The sequence below is a fragment of the Candidatus Zixiibacteriota bacterium genome, assembly GCA_040752595.1.
Classification (GTDB): Bacteria; Zixibacteria; MSB-5A5; order WJJR01; family WJJR01; genus JACQFV01.
In genome coordinates this window covers 12,487-33,140 of the sequence record JBFMGX010000027.1, presented here as the reverse complement: position 1 = coordinate 33,140, position 20,654 = coordinate 12,487, and the positions used below count along the sequence as shown (strand labels likewise).

Sequence of the window (20,654 nt, the reverse complement as noted above, 5' to 3'; positions counted from 1 at the left end):
ATGGAAGCGGTGACGGATCCAGCTACATGACGGGCTCTCACGGCCCCAGGGTGGGACGATCTCATCACCGCCAAACTCATCTCAGTGGACAAGGACGCACGCATACGGTATGAGATACAAGGGTGGGCTCTGCCCACCAATCACTCTGAGCCGCATCTCTTTGGAGAGCAAGACGGCTCGCCGGGACGCTCGCCCTCCCGAAGACAGATACTCTCGCCATGTTTAGTGATGGCCGCCCGATCGACTCTCCCTTCGGGTGGGGGAGCACAAGAACCTACGGCGGGCAACAAAGAAGAACCCCCCTGACCGATTCGGGCAGGGGGGCGATTGAGAGGAAGCTGGCGAGGTACGTGACCGATCATACAACGCCAAGCCAGGCCGGGAGGCGGGACATCTGCCTGTCGACTTCGACCTCGGCCTGTTGGCGCGACCAGTTCTCCAGCTTCATGGTGTATTGGATCATGCCTTCCCGGATTTCATTCCGGGGTTTGAGGTTACCAGCCAGATCGGTGCAGTAGATGCAGTACGCGTTGGTGGGGTCGGCATTGCCATGTTGAGAGGGCTGACTCATCGGCATGCCGCACGCCGCGCACCGGGGGCTAGTGTTCATGGTTCCCTCCTTGCGGGGTGCATCTATAGTGAAACTCCGAGCGCCGTCCCCAAAAACCGGCCTCGGAAGGGGCTCGAATATGGCGGGAAGAACTGTCATCAAATCGTTGACGCCTCCGTGTACTAATAATACCGTTTGAGTCGTTCCACAGTTTGTCGGAAAGAGATTTCTGACACCGTGCCGCCAATTCATTGTCCGCAAATGCGTTAGGGTGCCGACGCGCGCGGTCTCGATCCCCGCCTGGTCGTTGACGCACGCAATCGGGCCAGTCAAAGTGACCGCCCGACCGCCGCGAAACGAGATTACTTTGGAGGTATTGCCCGCGCCGGATCTGCTCTCAGTGGCGTTCGTCCGTCAGCCGCTGGTTGAAGTCCCGCCGGAAAAATTGCGCAAACGCCAACACCAACAAGCCAACAGGTGGCACAACAGCCCAGAAAGCAGTCCAGAACGGCATGAGACCCCCCTATAACTACCGGCTTTCGACACGCCAATCCGCACATTGACGTATCTGTTTCACGGTTCCTGCCAACTTCAAACCAGAATGGCGCTTCGTCCCGCCGGACAGCCCGGTCGGATGGCGCCAAATTATACGGACGACTGCGGGCCGCAATAGAAAAATGATGGCGTGCGGCAGAATTCTGTGCCGGGAGGAAGCGAGATTGGGATCAGACGATCACATAGAGTGCAAGCAATCCTGCGGCGTCGCACGAAGCCCAGTGAGATCCCGGGGGGAACTGGACTGACATGTAACCGGAGGGAAGGAATCGGGACAGGGGGCTTCGAGCCCCCTGTCTCATTGTTGGAGCAACATGGGATGGACCCGCAACTGGCCTCACTTTTTGGCGCCGGACTTCGAGGTCGTGGCGCGAACATGGGCACAGACCGAGTCGACCTCGGAGCAGAACTGCTTGTAGTCCATCTGCAGTCCGTTGATGTAGGTGCTCCAGCCCGTCTGCGACTTGGCGAAGTGGACGGCATCCTCGATTTCTTCCTTCGTGGCGCCGTTGAGCTTGGCCGCCTCGGTGTGGAAGTAGGCGCAGTAGCGGCACCTGGTGACGGCGGCGACCGCCACCCCGATCAACTCGCGGTACTTGTTCGGGATCGGTCCCTCGGCGAACTGCACCTGGAGGAACAGCTTCCACTCCAGTTCCAGCTTGTCGTCGGGGATCTGCTTGATGAATCCCGGCACGACGCCGAAGGTCTGTTCGATTTCTTTGTAGACTTCCTGGCGGGTCATGTCCATAACGCACCTTCCTGTTTGGAGACCGTTGATCGCTCAGTCCGCCCGCATGGGCGGCGTTTCATCTGGGCATTATACAGGAAGACGGAGCAAAGAGCACTACTTTTCTCCGGTTTTCGACCCGATGGGATTGGGCGCGGGCAGATCCTCTGGGGGTCAACAGCTTAGAGTCGCCAGGCGCGGACGGGAGGCCAGGCCTCTAGTGTCGTGTCCCGCAAGTCCCACGCATAAGTTTCAGGCTTTCGTTTATGCGCCTCGACCATAACCCGTTGCATAGCCGAGGATTGCGCGGGCAATCCCCGAGCAGAAGTCCGTTTTCTGCGCAAAGGAATTTCTGGGACACGACACTAGCAGGCGCAGACGGTCGCGCATGCTCACGGTGCTGATGCGCAGGGCTCGCAGAACTCCGTTTCCGGGTTGGCGCCCATAAAGACGACGTTGCGCATCTTGCCGACGTCGATGACGGTCGTCACGCCGTCGCAATTCACACCGGTGTCCGTGTACGGGCACATCGGATTCGGATCGATCACCGGCGGATCGCCCCGGAAGGCCACGCCGATGACTTTGTTCAGATCCAAGATCGTGTGGACATGATCGCAAACGGGATCGCCGTGGCAGTCGCAGGCGCAGCCGATGGTCACGACGCCCTTGGTGAAGGCGGGAACAATTCCAACTACAGTGCCGGGCTCGCTGTCATCAGCGAATTGGATATGGTTGTTGTAGGTAATGCAAGTAGTATCAATCTCGAAAGTGCCGTCGGTGGCGGTCACGTTGAACGTAAGCTCCACCGACGGAGTGCTGCCCGGCGGTGCCCCGTCGGTACCAGGCGGCAAGACGTCATCGTCGCCCGAGAGCATTCCGGCATAAATGACGGCATCTGGGCTGTTGAAGTCGATAGCCCCGCGACCCGCGTATCCCCGCCCCTGACACATCCAGGAGGCAGTGTTGTCGGGCGAGGGAAGATAATCGACAACGACGAATCCGGTCAGGAACGAGTCCAGCCGGTGTGCCGCTTCCAGACAGAACGTGTCGGCGATGTAGCTTCCCGGGGTGACGGAACGGATCTCCAGCGGAAGGACGATTCCGCTCAACGGAACGTCATTGGTCACGTAAATGCCGAGTTGGACCCTGGCCCCACGGGGCGCCGCCTTCGATTCGATGACCACCGAATTGGCAGCCCAACCAGCGCTCACAGCCGTCGCCAAGATCCCCATTGCAAGACAGGTGAACCGCTTCATCTTCAACTCCTTGCATGACACGCCCATTGGATACGATTGGGATTCGCTCTTTCCGGTACAACAAGCGTTGCGATATAGAACAGCCGACGTAGCGTTTCTTGCTCGTTTCACTTCAGAGGTCACTGAGCCACTTGTAGCAGGGTTGCGACGGTGACCCGCCTCGGAAGGCCGTGTTGATCAGCAAGACAATATCCTGAACGGTGAATGTCTCGTCACAATTGACGTCGGCGAGACCCCAGTACCAAGACGGGAAGGGCTGGCCGCGGAATACCATACCGATGAGTGTGACGACATCTGTCATATCGTAGTTCCCATCGACGTCCATGTCGCCGTGTATCACGGAGCACAGCGCGCGGTAGGCATTGACACGACCGAAACCGTACCAATTGTCGTGGCCGACCTGACCCAAGTCCTCCGCCGACTTCGTGAGTACGTCGTATACAATGGCGTGGGGAGAGCAGCCGCGAAAGTCAAGACGCCTCGCCAAGATCAGCGCAGCGACCCCTGCCACCTGCGGGCAAGCACCCGAGGTGCCGCCCATCTTTGAAGTGTAGTCGACGTCACCGCCGGCATCGCCGAACCCGGTAACGTAGGGATTCCAACCCCAATACGCCTCCTGATCAGTTGTCCACATGTCCCCGATATACTTGTCGCCGCTGGGTGCCATCAGGTCAAGTGCAGGTCCGGGCTGGCTGTAGTACCAGACGTCATCAGACTTGTCTACGGCACCCACTGCGATGACCTCGGGCATGTTTGCGGGAAACTGAACCGTGTACCCCAAATGTGCGTTGTTGCCGGCGGAGAAAACCATGACACAGCCATGTTGTGTCTGTGGATCCTTCTGGCCGCCGCCGCAGCCGTTCGTCACGTACCTGATGGCGTTGGCCACGTCTGTGTTCGGAGTGGTCGTGATGTAGCCCCAGCTATTGGAGATCACCTCCACGTTCTGTGACCATGCGTAGTAGATTGCCTCCGCGACACGGTTGGGGTAGGGCATAGCATTTCCACTGTCATCAAGTATCTTGACAGGGACTATCAGGCAACTGGGGAGGACACCGACGACGCCGGTGTCGTTGTCGGAGGCAGCCAGGATTCCGGCGCAGGCCATGCCGTGATTCTCGCGATCCCCTGGGCTGGGATCGTTGTCGTACGAGGGCGCCCACCAATGAACACCAGCGAAGTCACGCCCCGGCAGCAGTCGCGGGGGGCGCAAGTCCTTGTGCGCAATAAGGCCGTCATCGATCACCGCCACACGCACAAGAGAGTCCGCCAATCTCAACTGCCAGGCCAGGTCGGCGTCGATGTCGGCGTCGGGTGTGCCCCCGTTCTGGCCTGTATTCTTGAGGTAGTACTGATACTGAAAATACGGATCGTCCGACGGGGCCGTGTCTGCCATCAGAACTGGTCTGGCAAACATGGTCGCACTGGCCCATTCGGTCTCGGGGAGCAGGTGCAACTCGTTGCCGATATTCAGAGGACTGCCACGGATCGTGTCGTGTAGTGCCGCATGCCACAGGTTGTGCACGAATTCACTGGAATCAAGAAAGCTCAATCCGAAAGCGTCCAGGATGGCGAGGGCTGAGTCCGTCGGTAGATCCGCATCATACTGCACTGACACCATATCCGTGACTTTGAACTCCGCCGAATCCAAGAGGGTCATGTACACCGGCACAACGCGATGGACGGCAGGATCCGCCAGAAGACCGGCTGACGCACTGTCGTAATCCCACGGTGGTTGCAGACCGTAGGTCCAGAAGCCCCGCGCGAGATACTCCGCCGGAATCGTGTCGTCCAGGCATGGGTGAGTCGCCAAGAACTCGGCCTGCTCAAGATGTGTTATGGTCGTGTCGAACTGCACGGCGATCTTGCTGTCGGAATGTGCGATGGCGTAGGTAGAGTCCAGATCAAAGTAGAACTCCTGAGCTGCGACATCTGGTGCGGCGCAGACAGCCACCGCCACGGCGGCACTCAGCAGAACGCTGCCCTCTCTCGTCATGATTCCCCTCCTCTTCCTGATCGGGATCTGACTCCTCACGCCCTATCCATGTGGTCACAAGTGCGGGCCAACGCCCAACGCACCGGTCCATGTACCAGCCTCAACGGTTGTGTCGCTGCCGGACAGGTAGATGGCCCCTACAACCTCCTTCTGTGTCACATCAATGATGTGAAGTGGTTCAGTTCCCATCATCGCTGGCATCGCCGTAACAACGCGCTGATCGCCGGGAAGGAACCGGATCTGGCCAGGAAAGCCCCTGAATTGGCGAGAGTCGGGTCTCCACACGTGGCTCATTTGTCGCAAGTTGAACACGTCAAGCGTTGGATCAGAATCCCAGACAAGGGGCCGACTTGGATCGGTAACAACCGCCGTCGTGCCGTTGCCGCTGATGGCGATCTCGCCAAAGGGGTAGACAAGCTCATGTTCCAGCAGCGTCTCGCCGGTCAAGACATCACCAACCACAAACCATGAATCCTGGAGGACAGTGCGCGGTCCGATGAGCAATACTCTTCTTTTGTCGTTGTGCAGTACAGCGTAATAGGAACTGATGTATCCACCTGACCGCAGTCGGGGAACGTAGCTCCCGTACATCTCCGCGCTCTCCACATCAACGACGCGAATGCGGTTAGAATCCCCGGCCGCCACGGCCGCCACTTTGGTCCCCGATGTCGGGCCATACCAAAGGACCAGACTGTCCGGAAGACGGCGCACTACCGTTCCGTCCTTTGTGTTGAGAACCTCGGCATGGGACACAGTGCCTTGGAATGCCCTGACAACTAAGAGGTCCCCGTCCTTCAGTAAGGTCGTCCCTCCGCCCGTGCCTTCGACAGTCCAAACGATTTGGTTGCTTCCAAGGTCGATCTTGGAGAGAGCGGCCGCGGAGCCAACTCCCCATCCCAGCCGCCAAGTGTAGAGCCACCGCCCATCTGGAGAAGGCACGGCCTCAAGCGGCGGCGACGGGAATCGAATGGAATCGACCATTCCAAAACCGTCACCGTTCACGACGTACACCTGATCCACTCTGGATTGCACATCATAGGGGTCCGTCCAGTATGTGCCGGCGATATAGATGTTGAATCCGGCCGGCTTCGGCTCGGTCCCCTTGTCGGAACAGGCCAAGGCCACCGCCCCTGCCAGAAGCAGAGCACCCAGAATCCCTTTGGACCACGATCGCGGCATCGGTCCCCCCGCGGCTATTCAGTTCTGCCCATAGTCAACATCCGTCGACCAGCCTTGTCAAGCACAATTCTCAGATCCGCAGGGCGCGGACGAGCTGAATGCGGCGGCCATCGAGGGTGGCGACATCGAGGCGGACATCGGCCAGCTCAATGTGGTCGCCCTTGCGGGGGAGACGATCAAGGGTGGAGGAGATCAGGCCGGCGAGCGTGTCGCCGCGATCGGTCGGCAATTGCGCGCCGAAGCGCTCGTTGAAGTCGATAATCGCCATGCCGCCGAGCGCGAGCGCCGTGCCGTCTTCGAGAAGGCGGAAGGCCTCCGGCTCGGTATCATATTCATCCTGAATATCACCGACAATCTCTTCGAGAATATCCTCCAGCGTCAGGAGCCCCGCGGTGCCGCCGAATTCATCGAGGACGACGGCCAGATGACGGCGCTCGGCCTTGAAGCGCGCCAGCACGGTCGGAATCGGCATCGAGTCGGGGACAAAAAGAACCGGGCGCACCAGATCGCGCAGGATGACCGGCGAGCGTTCGCTGAGAATGTGGATGATGTCCTTGGTGTAGATCACGCCCTTGATGCGGTCGATTGTCTCCTCGTAGACCGGGAAGCGGGAATACCCTTCTTCGCGAATCGTCTGCAGCACGGTTTCGACGTCATCGGCGAGATTGACGGCGGCAATGTCGGGGCGTGGGGTCATCACCTGTCGCGCGGTGGTGTCGGAGAAGTCGAGCGCCTGATGGATGAGCTCGCGTTCGACGTCATCGATGGAGCCGTGCAATGAGCCCTCCAGCGCCAGCAAACGGATCTCCTGATCCGATACCGGCCGATGCTGCTCGGAGGGATGGACGCCCAGCAGCCGAGTGACCCCGCGCGACACGCTCGACAACAGCGTGACAACCGGATAGCCGAGGCGGGACAACCAGGTGATCGGACCGGAGGCAAACAGCGCCACCCGTTCGGGACGGGCCAAAGCGAGATACTTGGGGACCAACTCCCCGAATACGAGCGTGGCGAGGGCGATGATCACGACGACGATGCCGATGGCGATCTGCTCGGCCCAGCGCTGCGCCGGTTCCCACGGCCACAGGGCGATGCGTGGCGCCAGGGCATCGACCACGGTGGCCCCAGAGACCACCGATGCGAGTGTCCCCACCACCGTCACGCCCACCTGCACCGTGGCGAGGAATCGGTCGGGCGCATCCTTGAGTCTTTTCAGGGCCCGTGCCGCGGCACCGCCGCGTGCGGCGAGTTCGCTTACTCGGGAGCGCCGCACCGCGATCAGTGCGGCCTCGGCGCCGGCGAAAAACCCATTGAGCAGGATCAGCGCCGCAATGAGAGCAACTTCCACGGCTATGGAGCCGGTCATGGCCCGGTCCCCGGAGCGGCAGAGAAAACCGCCGTCCCCACCGGCGTTTGCGGGCCGGTGACATGACAGCGGGAAGGACTATCGGGGTCGTCAGGTGACATCACCGCAAGTTCGCCGCCTGTGGCGGTGAGCCCCGGCGGGTCACCTCAGACGGGACGCATCAAGAATACGCCAACTGCTCCAGGCGCGCAATCCGTTCCTCCAGCGGCGGATGTGTGGAGAACAGATGGGCGAAGGAGCGGCCCGACAGCGGGTTGACAATGAACATGTGCGCCGTGGCGGGGTTGGCCTGCAACGGGCGGCGCTCGACACCCTTCTGCAACTTGCGCAGGGCATTGGCCAGAGAGAGCGGTTTGCCGCAGATGCCGGCGCCGGTCTGATCGGCGGCATACTCGCGGGAGCGCGAAATCGCCATCTGCACCAGCATCGCCGCCAAGGGGGCGACAATCGCCATGACCAGAAGGCCGATGATGCCGCCGCCGGAGTCGCGGTCGTCGCGGCTGCCGCCGCCGCCGAACATCGCACCCCACTGGGCCATGTAAGCGAGCATCGAGATCGCCCCGGCGATCGTGGCAGCGATCGTCTGTGTCAAGATGTCGCGGTTCTTCACATGCGCCAACTCGTGCGACAGCACGCCTTCGAGCTCATCCTCGGATAGCGTGTCCAGGATTCCCTGCGTGAAGGCGACCGCCGCATGCGAGGGATCGCGTCCGGTGGCAAAGGCATTCGGCGACGATGTCGGGATGATATACACCCGGGGCATCGGCAATCCCGCCCGTTGGGCGTTGTAGCGCACCAACTGCACCAGACGCGGCGCATCGGCCTCGGTTACTTCCTGGGCGCGGTACATCGACAGCACGATCTTGTCGGAAAACCAATACGAGAAGAAGTTCATCGCCATCGCAAAGACAAAGGCGATGATCATCCCCTGCTGCCCGCCGACCAGTTGGCCGATGATCAACAGGATCACGGTCAGCACGGTCAACAGCAGCAGTGTTTTCACATGGTTCACGTCGTTCAACCTCCTCTGAGGCGCCGCCTCATGCGGCCCTCGATCTGTTCAACTTCCTTCCGGCTCCTGCACCCCGTTTGTCCACGTACCGACTGATGACCCGCCGATGCCGGGAATCCTCGTGGGCGCAGTCCGGTCGCTTGCTAATACGTACCAATCAGCGCACGGTTGAACGAAACCGGATGCGGTGGCAAGATCAAGGGATTTCCGCCCGCTGCCGATCCGTCGGATTGCGTTGTTGTCAAATGGGATACGGACATCGCAACTCCACGGCGCCGGGTGCCCGCGCCCGGCGCATGCGAGAATGGATGAACGGTCGCGTGTGGGCACGCGACCGCACGTCTGACGTCGCCTTCCGGGGCGCCGATCCGGCGGCAGAGTTTTGCGCGCCGTGTGAGATGAAGGGGCGGGGTCTCCCCGCCCTTGTCCCATCGAGGGCGCGGAAACCGCGCCCCAACGGATGATTCCCGCTGCGATCACAGGGACGTGTTGAAATGGCCGGGCGAAGACAAGCTTCGCCCCTACCAACCCGTTGCGAATCAACCGTAGGGCGTATGGCCATACGCCCCTACCCTTGGGTCACTACGATTCCCTCTCAGTTTCGCAGAATCTCCAAGGGCGCGAAGCGAACCATCAATGTCTTGGTGAATCCGGCGCGGAACGCGATCTCGCAGGTCGTGCCGTCGCCCATGCCGTGAATCGCAAGGACCTCCCCCTCACCGAACTTGGGGTGACGGATGATCGTCCCGGCCTGCAATGATTGGGCGATCCCGGCGCGGTTGGGCTGGGGCTCGGCATCACGGCGTGCGACGGCGCGGGCACGGCGTTGCGGGTCCTGGAAACCGGTGCGCCAAGTGCGCCCGGGCGCATCGTATCCGAGTCCCCCCGCGTCCAGCTCGGTCTCGGGGATGAAGTTCTCCACGTCGAGGTATTCTCGCGGTATCTCTTCGATGAAGCGGGATTTGAGCGAAGCGACCGGGCCGAGGCGACGGCGCGTGCGCGCGTAACTCAGATAGAGTTGCTCCTTGGCCCGCGTGGCGCCGACATAGAACAAGCGCCGTTCCTCCTCCAGAGTCTCCGGCTTCTCCATCGAGCGCAGGAGCGGAAAGAGACCCTCCTCCAAGCCGGTGATGAACACCGCCGGGAATTCCAGTCCCTTGGCGGCATGCAGCGTCATCAGCGTCACTGCTTCGGCGCGTGTCTCGTAGTTGTCGACGTCGGTCACGAGCGCGGCCTGTTCGAGGAAACCCGATAAGGACGGAGCTTCGGCTGTGGCCTCATACTCGGCGATGGCGGCGACGAGTTCCTCGACGTTTTCCTCGCGTCCCTCGGCGATCAGGGGATCATCGTCGCGCCATGCGGTCTTGAAATCGACGGTGTCGAGCAGGTGGCGGCACCAGTCGGCGATCCCCAAACGGGTGCGGGCCTCGTGCAAGTCACTCAGAAGTCGGGAAAACGACGCGACGGCTCCGGCGGCACGGGCGCCGACAGTGGCGGTCACCGCGGTCTTGTCGGCGAGGAAGTCGAGCCAGGGGCGTCCGTCAATTTTCCGTGCGGCGGCGAGCTTCTCCTGCGAGGTCTCGCCGATGCCGCGCGACGGCCGGTTGATGATGCGCAGGAGGGCGACACTGTCGTTGCCATTGACCATCAGTTGCGCATAGGCGAGGACATCCTTGATCTCGGCGCGCTGATAGAACTTGACGCCGCCGACCAGTACATACGGCAGACTGCTGCGCCGGCAGGCCTCTTCGAAGACGCGCGACTGGGCGTTGGTGCGATAGAGCACGACACAGTCGCTCGGTGCCAATCCATCGCGCCGACACAACAAGCGAATGCGGCCGATCACCAAATCCGCCTCGGACCAGTCATCGGGTGTCAGGATCAATGTGATCTTCCGTCCCGGACGCTTGTCGGTCCACAGCTTTTTGGGGTGGCGATTGAGATTGGCAGCGACCACGGCGTGCGCCGCTTCGAGGATGTTGGGACGGGAGCGGTAGTTTTGCTCCAGACGCACGGTGATGACATCGGGGTAATGCCGGGCGAAACCGAGGATGTTCTCGATCGTGGCCCCGCGCCAGGCATAGATCGATTGGTCGTCGTCACCGACCACGCAGATGTTGCGTTCCGGCTCGGCTAGGATTGAGACCAGTTGCCCCTGCGCAATGTTGGTGTCCTGATATTCGTCGACAAGGACATGGTGGAAACGCCCCTGCCAGCGGCGGCGGACGTCTTCTCTCTCCTTCAGGAGATTCACCGTCCGCACGATCAGGTCATCGAAGTCCACGGCGCCGGCATCGGCCAGTTGACGCTGGTAGGCGGCATAGATCTCGGCGATCCGCCGGTCAAAGTCATCGCGCGCCAGTCGGGCGACGGCCGTCGCATCCTGCAGCTTGTCCTTGGCTGCCGAGATGAGTGACTTGACCATCCCCGGCACGAAGGTACGGATGGGGAGATTCAGCTCCTCGATCGTGCGCTTGAGCAGTCGCGTCTTATCGTCGTCATCATAGATCGTGAAACCGCGCGGGAGCCCGGCGGCCTGGTACTCCTGGCGCAGGAATCGCGCCGCGAACGAATGGAAGGTTGACACCCAGACCGCCTGCGCGGTGTCGCCAACAAGCTCGCGAACACGTCCCTTCATCTCCCCGGCGGCCTTGTTGGTGAAGGTCACGGCGAGAATCGACCAGGGCGGCACGCCCAGCCGCAAGAGGTGGGCGATCCGGTAGGTGATGACGCGCGTCTTCCCCGATCCGGCCCCGGCCAGGATCAACAATGGCCCGGAGCCGTGGGTGACCGCCTCGCGCTGCGGCGGATTCAACTCGGCCAGGAGAGGGTCGGTTTCCGGATGGGAGGGACGGGATGAAGTCAATGGTCGGACTCGGTGGCTTGCGGCGATGTCATCTCATGCGTCAGCCATGCGGGGAATGATACGGTAGAATGGGACTGCGGATCAATAATGGCCTCCGTCGGAGGCTCCCGAGGCAGTGATACCTCGGGTGTCAGGAGCACAGGGCTCCCGACCTACGAGACTCACCGTGACAACACAGCGTAGGCGAGGGTGCGGAAATAATCCTCATACGCCCCTGTGGCGCGGGAAAGGGGAAACTCGGTCTCGGCACGGTGACGGGCGGTCGCGCCGATACGCGCCGATTGTTCCGGCGACAGCAAGAACACCATGATGTACATGGCCAGTTGATCGAGGTCGGCCAGATCGCAGAGATATCCGGACTCGCCGTGCGTGATCAACTCACGGTTGCCGCCGGCGTCGACGGCGACAATCGGCAGCCCGGTGGCCATGTACAGAAGCAGGGGTCGCGACGCGCTTTCCAGATGGGAGGTCGACACGCCGACATCGGCGGCCTGCAACCAGAGCGGCAGCGATTCCGGGGAGTCGATCAGTTGGAGGCGTTCGGACAGATGCCGGGTTTGGATCTCGCGTTTGGTGGCGGTGATGTGCTCGCGCGACATGGTGCCGATCAGGACGAAGCGCGCATCAGGTTGGTGACGGATCAACTGCGCGGCGACATGAACGAACCGCACACAGTCCTGGTGTTGCCCCGATGATATCGCCATAACGACGAGCGGCTGCTGACGCGACAACCCGAGCGCGTGCTTGGCTTCGATGACACTCTCAACCGTGCGATGGGGAAACCGGGAGTAATCCACGCCGGGCGGAATGATGTCGATCCGGGCGCGGTCGACCCGCTCCTGTCGCATCAATCGGCGCGCGGCGGCGTACGAATCGACGACGAAGCGCGTGGCGTGGCGGCCGGCCATCCGAAGTGCCGTCAGAGACGCCGGCGTCAAATCCTCTCCCAGATTGTCGATGAGGGACAGGCGCAACGGGATGTCCAGGGCGTGGGCGGCCGGAAGTCCCAGGAGTCGCGCCGATGCTCCCACGGTACAAAGGTAATCCGGCTGCAACCGTCGGAGCAAACGGCGGACGGCGAGTCGCTGGATCACCGCCGGGGTCCATGCACCGTGCCTCAATCCCAGGGTGTGAACCGGCAGCGCCGGAACCGCAGTTGCCGTCAGAGGAGGCGAGTCATGGACGACGGCGAGCTCGGTTGCGAACAACTCGGGATCGAGCCGCCACGGAAGACGATCCGAGAGGAGCCCCGCCGGGGCCTCGGGAACGGGGAATGAATCGACCAGAAGCAGGAGGTGATAGCGATCGGGCATGGCATTCGTCTCCGGGAGTCGACCGGTCCGTGCTCTCGGTTGACCCCACTGGGATTGTTATCGGCGTGCCGATCAGCGGGCTCTAACGGGGATCGCGAGAGACCGGTTGTATGGGAAGAGCTGCGTTGTCATGCTGAGCGAATCCCGCCCGCTGCGGCGGGCGGGATGAAACGAAGCATCTGCGGTTGCTCTTCCGTGTGAGAACAGCACGTTCTTCGCCTTGCGTCCCGCTCCCCGAGCGGGACGCTCGCCCAGAATGACAATCCGGGGGTATCTCACTGGAAACGGCCAATCGTCACCGGGAAAGGGGCTTGATCCCTGCAGGCGACCCGGGTATTTTGGCACTGGAGAGATGTCCGAGCGGTTTAAGGAGCACGCCTGGAGAGCGTGTAGGCGCTTATACCGCCTCCCGGGTTCGAATCCCGGTCTCTCCGCTGATCAGGATGGAGGACAGGGTCGGGTTTCCCTCGGCGGGCTCGGGATGAACGAATCCCGGTCTCTCCGTTTATCCCGAGTGAATCTCCGCCTCCGGCGGAGATGAGTCGAGGGATGGAGGACAGGGTCGGGTTTCCCTCGGCGGGCTCGGGATGAACGAATCCCGGTCTCTCTGCTGAAGTCGAACGGCGCAACCCAGAGGTCTGTTCGTGACACATTGGAGGGTGATGGCGATGTTACAGGATTGCCGGCTGGCCGTGCTGTGGATCGTGATCCTGGCTGTCGCGCTGAGCGGTGGATGTGCCTTTGCTCCGCCTACACCGACGCCGGATGCCGTTGCCCCCACGCCGACAGCCGCTCCGGCCGTCGCGGCGGCTCCGGCACCGCGTTTAACGGCACCCTCGCCGACCGTAGAGGCCGCCGTCGTTTCGGACACCGTCGGGCGCCTGGAAGTCGTCACACTGTCGGCCACGTCACTGACAGGCAATCTTCTCGGCGACCCGATCGAACGGTCCCTGGCAATCTATCTGCCCCCGAGCTACGGGCATTCCCAGATGCGGTACCCGGTCGTCTATTTCCTGACCGGCTTCGGCGATCAGGTGACCGATTTCATCTCCGGAGCCCACGGCTTCGCCATGCCGTTGTCATTGGACAGCCTGATCAAGCGGCAGCGCATCCGCGAGATGATCTTCGTCGTCGTCAGCGGGCGGAATTCTCTGGGCGGGAGTTTCTATGTCAACTCGCCGGTGACCGGTCGTTGGGAGGATTTCGTCGTCAAGGACATCGTGCCGTATGTCGATAGGCACTACCGCACACTGACTCATGCCCGCTCGCGGGGAATCTGCGGTCATTCCATGGGTGGATCGGGTGCGTTGAATCTGGCGATGCGGCATCCGGATCTGTTTGGTGCGGTCTACAGTCTCAGTCCGGGGCTGTTTGCGGAGGATGGTCTGACGCAGTCGCAGATGTTCGGATCGCCGGGGGCGATCGACTCGTTTCTGACCTTTCAGTCTGCGTTGGCGTCGGTTCCGGACGCGGAGGTGCCCCGCGCCTTCGGCGAGGCGATGCGTGAGGCGTCGGCGCGCCGTGACTGGACGTTCATCTTCACCTGTGCCTATGGTGCCGCGTTCGCCCCGGCGCCGAAGAACCGGCTCCCCCATCTGGCGTATCCGTACCGTCGGGTGGACGGACAGGCGGTCCGCATTCCCGAGATCTGGGCGAAATGGGAGCAGGGCTTCGGCGGGCTTCCGGGCCGGATTGAGAAGCACCGCGGGGACTGGCGGCGTATGAAGGCGATTGTCATCGATTACGGCACACAGGACGAATATCCCTGGATTCCCAAAGGATGTGAGTATTTCTCACGTCTGCTGGATGCGGCCGGGATTGCGCATCAGTCCGTGACCTTCGCGGGCGGGCATGAGGATCACCTGGGAGAACGCATGCAGGAGTATATGCTGCCGTTTTTGTCCGACGTACTGGAACCGGGCGATCGCGGCGTGGTCCTCGACAGCGGGGACAACTGACAAGGCACCATCAACCGGAGGGAGTGACACTATTTCCGCAAAGATCTTTGTCGGCAACCTCGATTTCCAGACGTCCGCGGACGATCTGATGAACCTCCTGTCGGAAGCCGGGCAGGTTGTGGATGTCTACCTTCCCAGTGATCATCGCACCGGACGGCCGCGGGGGTTCGCGTTCGTCGAGTTCGCCAGCGATGAGGAAGCGGCGAAGGCGATTGAGTTGTTCAACGGCCGGGAAGTGAACGGTCGCAAGCTGAACGTCAATGCCGCCGAGGATCGTCCGGCACGTCCGTCCGGTTCGCGCTCGTTCTCTCACAATCCCCCTCCTGGACCGGGGGGTGGGTTCGGCGGCGGCCGACCGTTCAAGAGCAAGGGCAGCCGCAAGGGCCTGCGGGGGCGTAAGCGGAGTCTTTAGACCTCTCGCCGGGCGCTTTCCGGGCGCCATCTGTGCACAAACAACGAAGTCCCTGGCGGAGGAATCGGGCGCACTGATTCCACTTGACTTCCGCTCGGTTTTGTCGATACTGAAAGTGAGAAAGCGAAACAGTAGACTTTTTGACGGCCACCCCCACGCTATACTCTCAAGGACAACCTGAAAAAAGCTCGACTCGTTTCACCGGCCATAGGGGCCAAAGGACGTGGGACACCTTCATTGTCCCGGTAAGAAAAGGAAGTGCAACATGCCGGAAGGGACCGTCAAGTGGTTCAACGACAGCAAGGGCTACGGATTTATCTCGCAGGAAGGCGGCAAAGACGTCTTCGTGCACCATCAGGCCATTCAGGCCGAGGGGTTCCGCAGCCTGGCAGAGGGCGATCGCGTGCAGTTTGAGGTCGTCCAAGGGCCAAAGGGACCACAGGCCGCCAACGTGCGCAAAATCTGATCATTGATCACGGCAAGGAGGGTCTGGACACAGGGAGTGCTCCAGACTCGGAGGCGGGGAAACCGACCCCCGTGCCGGCGACGGCGCGGGGGTTTTTCTTGGCGTGTGATGCTCCGTCAGGGCGTGACCGTCGCTCCTCACCGGGACAAGATCGGAGGCAGCGGCGACGTGAGGTGAGCGTACGGGATCTTCCTGAGATTCCTCCCCCCGTCCGGGGCAAACACACCACCCCGTGACGCGGGGAGCGTCACGGGGTGGGAGAGGCAGTAATCCCGCTGGGGGCGGGATCTCGAACTACCACATCATCGTGGTCTTCTTGGTGGTGCGACGCTTCGCGGTCTTGCGACGCGCGACCTTGCGTCCGCCGGCGACACGCGTGGTCTTCGTCCGTGAGGTGGCCTTGCGCGCCGTACGGCGCGTGGTGGTCCGCCCCGCAGCCTTCTTGACCTTCTTGGTCGCTTTCTTCTTGGCAGGCTTCTTGGCCTTCTTTTTGGCGACCGGCATGATCAACACCTCTTCGCCTTCTTGGTGGTCTTCTTCTTGGCGGCTTTCTTCTTCGCCGTCTTCTTCTTTGCGACCGGCATGACGATTACCTCTTCGCCTTCTTGGTGGCTTTCTTCTTCGTGGTCTTCTTGGCTTTCTTCTTTGCGGTTTTCTTCTTGGCGACTGGCATGGCATTCACCTCCTTGGCTGCCTGTGTGTTCTTTCGGTTCCCGGTTGGAAAACTTAAAACCACTACTGGACTTTTCTCCGTCAATCGTGCTGCGCTCAGGCGGCAATTGTCTTGATGGACAGCGCGCGCGCCGTGAACGTCACCACATGAGCACGCGACCAGTGCTGTTCCCGCAACAGGGCGGCCGCCTCCGTGGCGCGTTCCTCCCCGACGCCGCCGATGAGAATGCCGTCGCTGCCCCCGATCACGCAGATGCCCCGTTCTTCGGTCACCTGCACCGTCAAACCCATCCGTTCCAGCGCGGCTGTGAGGACGCGAAGCGCATCGCGACGGGACGGGGGGGTGTCTTTCTCCAAATCCCCGCCCGCCAGGATGGCGGCACGGTAAATCGGGTCGGCGGGAGTGCTTTGGCTCATTCTGGGGCCGAGACGGATCCAGACCTTCGTGAATCCCCGTTGGCACGCGAAAGTGCCCGTCAATCTCCTTGCCGGATGGCAACTTAACCCGGCGCTGCTATTTCAATACCGGGATCGGCACATCCGGGCAAGATTTTTCCCGGTTTTTGATAGTGGGAGTGAAGTTTTTGTAACGGTTTTGTTACATGTCGTGTCCAAGCGGCCCAAGTAGCAGTGATATAATAGGACATATGGAAAGTAACATGATTGCAACCTAAGCTCTCTCCTTGGTGCGGTTCTTGTCATGCCCCGCTGTGTCCGGCGTGTCGCGGGTGGCTCCCGGAGCGGCGGGCTGAACCTGTCGTGACAGACGCCACCATTGCGCCCGGTGGATGCCGCAATGGCGGGCGGCGCGGGCGGCATGGCGACCGACGGTCTTGGTGACGGCTTGGACGAAGGCGGCGGCGAGGGCGCCATCGGCCATCTGGCGGGCGCGGCCGAATTGGCGCCAATCGCCCGACTGCCCCGCCTCCTGCGCCAACCGGGCGGCGCGCAGTGCTTGGTCCCCCCATGCGGTACCCTCGAAGGTCGGTGCCACGACATGGGCGGCGATCTCCCGCGGCAGATCGGCCGCGCCGATGAGCGGTCCCGAGGCGAGGAAGACGGCCCGTTCGATCACCTGCTCCAACTGGCGCACATTGCCGGGGAACGGCGAGGCCGCCAACAGGCGTGCCGCTTCGGCATCGATGCCGTCGATTCGCTTGCCGGTGGCGGTGCCGGCCGCAGCCGCGAAGCGACGGGCCAGCTCCACGATGTCGCCGCCGCGTTCGCGCAATGGGGGGAGAGTGACGCGGGCGGCCGTGATTTCATAGTAGAGATCGGAGCGCAACTGCCCCCGGGCCACGGCGCTTTCCAGGTCTTCCGTCGACGCGATCATGATGCGCACATCCGCCTGCCGCGCCGTGCGGTCGCCGACACGTTCATAGGTTTGCTCGCGTAGGAACCGCAGCAATCGTACCTGCAGCAACAGGTACAGAGACCGCAGATCGTCGATGAAGAGGGTTCCGCCATGGGCCACCTCCAGATCCCCGGGTTGCTCGATGAGGCGGGCATCGGCTCCCGTCGTCGTGGCACCGAACAGGCCGCGGGCCACGACCTCTTCGGGAAGATCGCCGCCGCGAAAAACGACGAACGGTGACGCGGCACGCCGCGAGCGAAGATGTATGGCGCGGGCCAGCGTCTCCCGCCCGGTTCCCATCTCACCCTCGAGGACCACGGGGGAGTCGGCGAGGGAATAGCGGTTCGCCAGTGCGATGGCACGGCGCAGCGCGGGGCATTCGCCCCACAGATGCTCAAAACCCTCGGGTTTGGGACCTGATCCCAACGTTGGGCGTACGCCGACACCGACGCGCGCCGCCAGGGCACCGGCCATGTGACGACCGATGCGCTCCAGGACTTCGGCATTGTCCTCCGTGAAGGCTTCTTCGGCGGCAGACCGGCCGATGACGATCGCACCATAGCTTTCGCCCTCCCGGGCGATGGCCACACCGAGCCACTGGGCGACGCGATGGGGATCGCGCAGGCCGCTTTTCACCGGGCGCCCTTCGATCGTGGTACGTCGTCCCTCGCGAGCCGCCGCGGCCACCAACTCGGCGAGTTCCCGATCGGCGGCCGGCGGCCAGAATCGTCCGCGACGGCGCTCGCTGGCCGCGGCGCGCGGTTGACCGCCGATGTCGGCGAGAACGATCATCGCGCCGGTGGCCGCCAGGGAGTGTTCGATCACGCGCAGGGTCGCCCGCAACAACGAATCGAGATCGCCCTGGGCCAGTTGCTCATCATATTCCACCAGCGCCTCGAGCACGGTGCGATCGCTCTTCAGACGCTCGATGGCTTCCACTTGGCGGTCCCAGACATCGCCGCCCCTCGCCCAGCGCCCCTCCAGCCGACGCACGAGATGGTCCCAGCGTTCCCGCAGACGCGCCGCCGCCTCCCGCGCCGTCGGTGAGCCGCCGCGCAACGACAGCACACGGCCCAATTCCGCCGTGAAGCGCGACTGATCGCGTTTCTGGGCATTCTGCTCCGCGTGCCAGTCGAAGTCCGGTGTCGTGGTCGTCCGCTGGTCCATATGATGACTCCGCTGTTGTGAGTGTGAATCACAGAGGCGACGCTGTCAAGACGATTGGCGTCACGGCGCGAGACCCGGTCGCGATTCCCGGTCTTCATTGACATGTACCGGCACGTCGTGGTAAGATGTCCATCCGTCAACGCAGTCCTGGTGGACGTGGTGCCGCCATGAACCTCCCCAACAAACTCACGCTCGCGCGGATCGCCCTGTCGCCGGTGTTCATGGCGTTGATTCTGATCGACGACACCCGCGCCAAGCTCGCCTCGCTGATCGTGTTCGTCGTGGCGGCGCTCACCGATCTCGGCGACGGGTATTTCGCCCGCCGCCGGGGGCTGACGACCGGCTTCGGCAAGTTCATGGATCCACTCGCCGACAAGATCCTGGCCTCGACCGCCATGATCTCACTGGTGGCACTTGGGTATCTGCGCGGCTGGATGGTCACCGTGATCGTCGGCCGCGAGTTCTTCATCACCGGCTTTCGTTCGCTGGCTGCCTACCGCGGTATGCTGATTGTCCCCACGCCGGGGGCGCGTCTGAAAACCGTCTTGCAGATGCTCACGATCAGTGTGATCCTGCTGTTTGTCTACCTCAAGGCGATGCTGGTCCCCCTGGGGTACAATTGGAGGATTTTCGAGAGCCACACGACGATCACGGTGTTCGATTGGATGATGGGTCTGACGATGTTCGTGACGGTCGCCACCGGCGTCGACTACATCAGAAAGCACGCGGCGCTGTTCAAAAACGTGATGCGGTGATGATCGCTTGATTCTCTGAGCAAACCATGTCCATCGGCACACAGACCGGCTGGCGCAAAGGCGCCGACACCACGATGCCTCCCAGGGAGCGCTGGCGAGAGCGTCCGCTTATCGCGCTCTTGGCCTCCGGCTTTGGTTTCGGCTTGATTCGTCCCTACTCTGGGACGTGGGGAACGATTCCCGCTACGTTTCTGGCGTGGTGGCTTCTTCAGACCGGCAACGATATTGTCTACACCGCCAGCACCGTCGCGGTGATCATGCTGTCGATCTGGGCCTCGGGTGCGGCGGAGGACATCTTTGGTCACGACTCGGGGCGCATCGTCATCGACGAGTGGGCGGGCGTCTTCGTCTGCTTTCTGGGTCTGCCGTCGCGCTGGCACACGATTGTCCCGGTCTTTGTGCTGTTCCGCATCTTCGATGTCTGGAAACCGTTTCCGACCCGCCGTCTCGAGAATCTCCCCGGCGGCTGGGGCGTCACCGCCGATGATCTGATGGCGGCGGTGTACACGAATGTTGCCGTGCGGATTCTGATATTGATATGGCCGGCGTGGTTTGGTCTGTAGGGGCACGGCGTGCCGTGCCCGTCGATGGATTCCCACCCTTCGGGTGGGGCACTGCGATGGGAGGAATGCTGTGACGAACAGAAGACGCACAAGCCTACTCGGGTTTTTGCTGGGCGTAGCCTTCTTGGGCTCATGCGGTCCAAGCGTCAAGTTCTTCCCCATGAATGACCCACCCGACATGCAGCTTGCCGATCGCATAGAAGTACTGTCTGAACGTCCCGAGAAGCCCTTTGTTGAAGTAGGGATCATAAAGGTCCGAGCCCGCTCTAAGATCGCCTCTTCCCCCGAGAAAATGATGTCGTTGCTTAAGCAGAAGGCGCGGGAAGCTGGAGCCGACGCCATCATCGTTCAGGGTCTGACAACTGAGACTGTTGTTTCCGGTGGCGTCTACGAGGGAAAAGGGAGCATCAGTACTTCTAACAAAGACGTCATCCAAGCTTTGGCAATCGCGTGGAAATGACTGCCGTCTTCTGCGCACCTGATACCC

The 20,654-nt window shown here is 62.0% G+C and carries 19 protein-coding genes and 1 tRNA gene; 7 read left to right on the top strand and 13 right to left on the bottom strand.

The window, feature by feature from the left end; genetic code table 11:
- Positions 1-358 precede the first annotated feature (358 nt).
- The 9 genes from AB1792_07585 to AB1792_07545 form a co-directional block, all read right to left on the bottom strand.
- Positions 359-610: a zinc ribbon domain-containing protein gene (locus tag AB1792_07585; protein ID MEW5702072.1), complete on the bottom strand. Its 252-nt coding sequence runs from the start codon at positions 608-610 to the stop codon at positions 359-361.
- Between the two features lie 832 nt (positions 611-1,442).
- The gene (locus tag AB1792_07580) at positions 1,443-1,853 is read right to left on the bottom strand and encodes a carboxymuconolactone decarboxylase family protein (protein MEW5702071.1); all 411 of its coding nucleotides are present in this window, start codon (positions 1,851-1,853) and stop codon (positions 1,443-1,445) included.
- Positions 1,854-2,224: 371 nt separating this feature from the next.
- On the bottom strand, positions 2,225-3,088 hold the full coding sequence (locus tag AB1792_07575) for a hypothetical protein (GenBank protein ID MEW5702070.1): 864 nt from the start codon (positions 3,086-3,088) through the stop codon (positions 2,225-2,227).
- Between the two features lie 112 nt (positions 3,089-3,200).
- Complete coding sequence (locus AB1792_07570; GenBank protein ID MEW5702069.1) at positions 3,201-5,084, bottom strand: S8 family serine peptidase; 1,884 nt, start codon at positions 5,082-5,084, stop codon at positions 3,201-3,203.
- A 54-nt stretch (positions 5,085-5,138) separates the two neighbouring features.
- On the bottom strand, positions 5,139-6,263 hold the full coding sequence (locus AB1792_07565) for a hypothetical protein (GenBank protein MEW5702068.1): 1,125 nt from the start codon (positions 6,261-6,263) through the stop codon (positions 5,139-5,141).
- Positions 6,264-6,333: 70 nt separating this feature from the next.
- Positions 6,334-7,629 carry a hemolysin family protein gene (locus tag AB1792_07560; protein MEW5702067.1) on the bottom strand — a complete coding sequence of 432 codons (1,296 nt, stop codon included), beginning with the start codon at positions 7,627-7,629 and terminating at the stop codon, positions 6,334-6,336.
- A 160-nt stretch (positions 7,630-7,789) separates the two neighbouring features.
- Positions 7,790-8,641: a zinc metalloprotease HtpX gene (htpX, locus tag AB1792_07555; GenBank protein ID MEW5702066.1), complete on the bottom strand. Its 852-nt coding sequence runs from the start codon at positions 8,639-8,641 to the stop codon at positions 7,790-7,792.
- A 595-nt stretch (positions 8,642-9,236) separates the two neighbouring features.
- Complete coding sequence (locus AB1792_07550) at positions 9,237-11,507, bottom strand: UvrD-helicase domain-containing protein (GenBank protein MEW5702065.1); 2,271 nt, start codon at positions 11,505-11,507, stop codon at positions 9,237-9,239.
- Positions 11,508-11,668: 161 nt separating this feature from the next.
- Positions 11,669-12,820, bottom strand: coding sequence for a glycosyltransferase family 4 protein (locus tag AB1792_07545; protein ID MEW5702064.1), 1,152 nt, complete (start codon positions 12,818-12,820; stop codon positions 11,669-11,671).
- A gap of 346 nt (positions 12,821-13,166) precedes the next feature.
- Between AB1792_07545 and AB1792_07540 the strand changes: the two genes are divergently transcribed.
- From AB1792_07540 to AB1792_07525, 4 genes are all read left to right on the top strand, one after another.
- Positions 13,167-13,254 (top strand) — tRNA-Ser (locus AB1792_07540).
- Positions 13,255-13,482: 228 nt separating this feature from the next.
- Complete coding sequence (locus AB1792_07535) at positions 13,483-14,778, top strand: alpha/beta hydrolase (protein ID MEW5702063.1); 1,296 nt, start codon at positions 13,483-13,485, stop codon at positions 14,776-14,778.
- Positions 14,779-14,809: 31 nt separating this feature from the next.
- Positions 14,810-15,190, top strand: a complete 381-nt coding sequence (locus tag AB1792_07530) for an RNA-binding protein (GenBank protein MEW5702062.1) — start codon at positions 14,810-14,812, stop codon at positions 15,188-15,190.
- A gap of 265 nt (positions 15,191-15,455) precedes the next feature.
- Positions 15,456-15,656, top strand: coding sequence for a cold-shock protein (locus tag AB1792_07525; protein MEW5702061.1), 201 nt, complete (start codon positions 15,456-15,458; stop codon positions 15,654-15,656).
- Positions 15,657-15,950: 294 nt separating this feature from the next.
- Here the strand turns inward: AB1792_07525 and AB1792_07520 are convergent, their stop codons facing one another.
- The 4 genes from AB1792_07520 to AB1792_07505 all read right to left on the bottom strand — a co-directional run bounded on the left by AB1792_07520 (position 15,951) and on the right by AB1792_07505 (position 18,849).
- Complete coding sequence (locus AB1792_07520; GenBank protein MEW5702060.1) at positions 15,951-16,160, bottom strand: hypothetical protein; 210 nt, start codon at positions 16,158-16,160, stop codon at positions 15,951-15,953.
- 2 nt (positions 16,161-16,162) lie between these two features.
- On the bottom strand, positions 16,163-16,435 hold the full coding sequence (locus tag AB1792_07515) for a hypothetical protein (GenBank protein ID MEW5702059.1): 273 nt from the start codon (positions 16,433-16,435) through the stop codon (positions 16,163-16,165).
- Complete coding sequence (locus tag AB1792_07510) at positions 16,425-16,745, bottom strand: hypothetical protein (GenBank protein MEW5702058.1); 321 nt, start codon at positions 16,743-16,745, stop codon at positions 16,425-16,427. The genes AB1792_07515 and AB1792_07510 overlap by 11 nt, the downstream gene beginning before the upstream one ends.
- Before the next feature lie 253 nt (positions 16,746-16,998).
- Entirely contained in the window at positions 16,999-18,849 is a 1,851-nt protein-coding gene (locus tag AB1792_07505) for a sigma 54-interacting transcriptional regulator (protein ID MEW5702057.1), read from the bottom strand.
- A 167-nt stretch (positions 18,850-19,016) separates the two neighbouring features.
- On the opposite strand from AB1792_07505, the gene pgsA reads away from it, so the two are divergent.
- The 3 genes from pgsA (at position 19,017) to AB1792_07490 (ending at position 20,627) form a co-directional block, all read left to right on the top strand.
- Positions 19,017-19,604: a CDP-diacylglycerol--glycerol-3-phosphate 3-phosphatidyltransferase gene (gene pgsA / locus AB1792_07500; GenBank protein MEW5702056.1), complete on the top strand. Its 588-nt coding sequence runs from the start codon at positions 19,017-19,019 to the stop codon at positions 19,602-19,604.
- 26 nt (positions 19,605-19,630) lie between these two features.
- Complete coding sequence (locus AB1792_07495) at positions 19,631-20,167, top strand: phosphatidylglycerophosphatase A (GenBank protein ID MEW5702055.1); 537 nt, start codon at positions 19,631-19,633, stop codon at positions 20,165-20,167.
- 160 nt (positions 20,168-20,327) lie between these two features.
- The gene (locus tag AB1792_07490; GenBank protein MEW5702054.1) at positions 20,328-20,627 is read left to right on the top strand and encodes a hypothetical protein; all 300 of its coding nucleotides are present in this window, start codon (positions 20,328-20,330) and stop codon (positions 20,625-20,627) included.
- The last annotated feature ends 27 nt before the right edge of the window (positions 20,628-20,654 follow it).

Coding starts and splice junctions, on each gene's coding strand:
- AB1792_07535 (MEW5702063.1), top strand. CDS start 13,483: ATGGCGATGTTACAGGATTGCCGGCTGGCCGTGCTGTGGATCGTGATC.
- AB1792_07570 (MEW5702069.1), bottom strand. CDS start 5,084: ATGACGAGAGAGGGCAGCGTTCTGCTGAGTGCCGCCGTGGCGGTGGCT.
- AB1792_07490 (MEW5702054.1), top strand. CDS start 20,328: ATGAATGACCCACCCGACATGCAGCTTGCCGATCGCATAGAAGTACTG.
- AB1792_07565 (MEW5702068.1), bottom strand. CDS start 6,263: ATGCCGCGATCGTGGTCCAAAGGGATTCTGGGTGCTCTGCTTCTGGCA.
- AB1792_07575 (MEW5702070.1), bottom strand. CDS start 3,088: ATGAAGCGGTTCACCTGTCTTGCAATGGGGATCTTGGCGACGGCTGTG.
- pgsA (MEW5702056.1), top strand. CDS start 19,017: ATGAACCTCCCCAACAAACTCACGCTCGCGCGGATCGCCCTGTCGCCG.
- AB1792_07580 (MEW5702071.1), bottom strand. CDS start 1,853: ATGGACATGACCCGCCAGGAAGTCTACAAAGAAATCGAACAGACCTTC.
- AB1792_07560 (MEW5702067.1), bottom strand. CDS start 7,629: ATGACCGGCTCCATAGCCGTGGAAGTTGCTCTCATTGCGGCGCTGATC.
- AB1792_07510 (MEW5702058.1), bottom strand. CDS start 16,745: ATGAGCCAAAGCACTCCCGCCGACCCGATTTACCGTGCCGCCATCCTG.
- AB1792_07545 (MEW5702064.1), bottom strand. CDS start 12,820: ATGCCCGATCGCTATCACCTCCTGCTTCTGGTCGATTCATTCCCCGTT.
- AB1792_07495 (MEW5702055.1), top strand. CDS start 19,631: ATGTCCATCGGCACACAGACCGGCTGGCGCAAAGGCGCCGACACCACG.
- AB1792_07505 (MEW5702057.1), bottom strand. CDS start 18,849: ATGGACCAGCGGACGACCACGACACCGGACTTCGACTGGCACGCGGAG.
- AB1792_07585 (MEW5702072.1), bottom strand. CDS start 610: ATGAACACTAGCCCCCGGTGCGCGGCGTGCGGCATGCCGATGAGTCAG.
- AB1792_07525 (MEW5702061.1), top strand. CDS start 15,456: ATGCCGGAAGGGACCGTCAAGTGGTTCAACGACAGCAAGGGCTACGGA.
- AB1792_07520 (MEW5702060.1), bottom strand. CDS start 16,160: ATGCCGGTCGCCAAAAAGAAGGCCAAGAAGCCTGCCAAGAAGAAAGCG.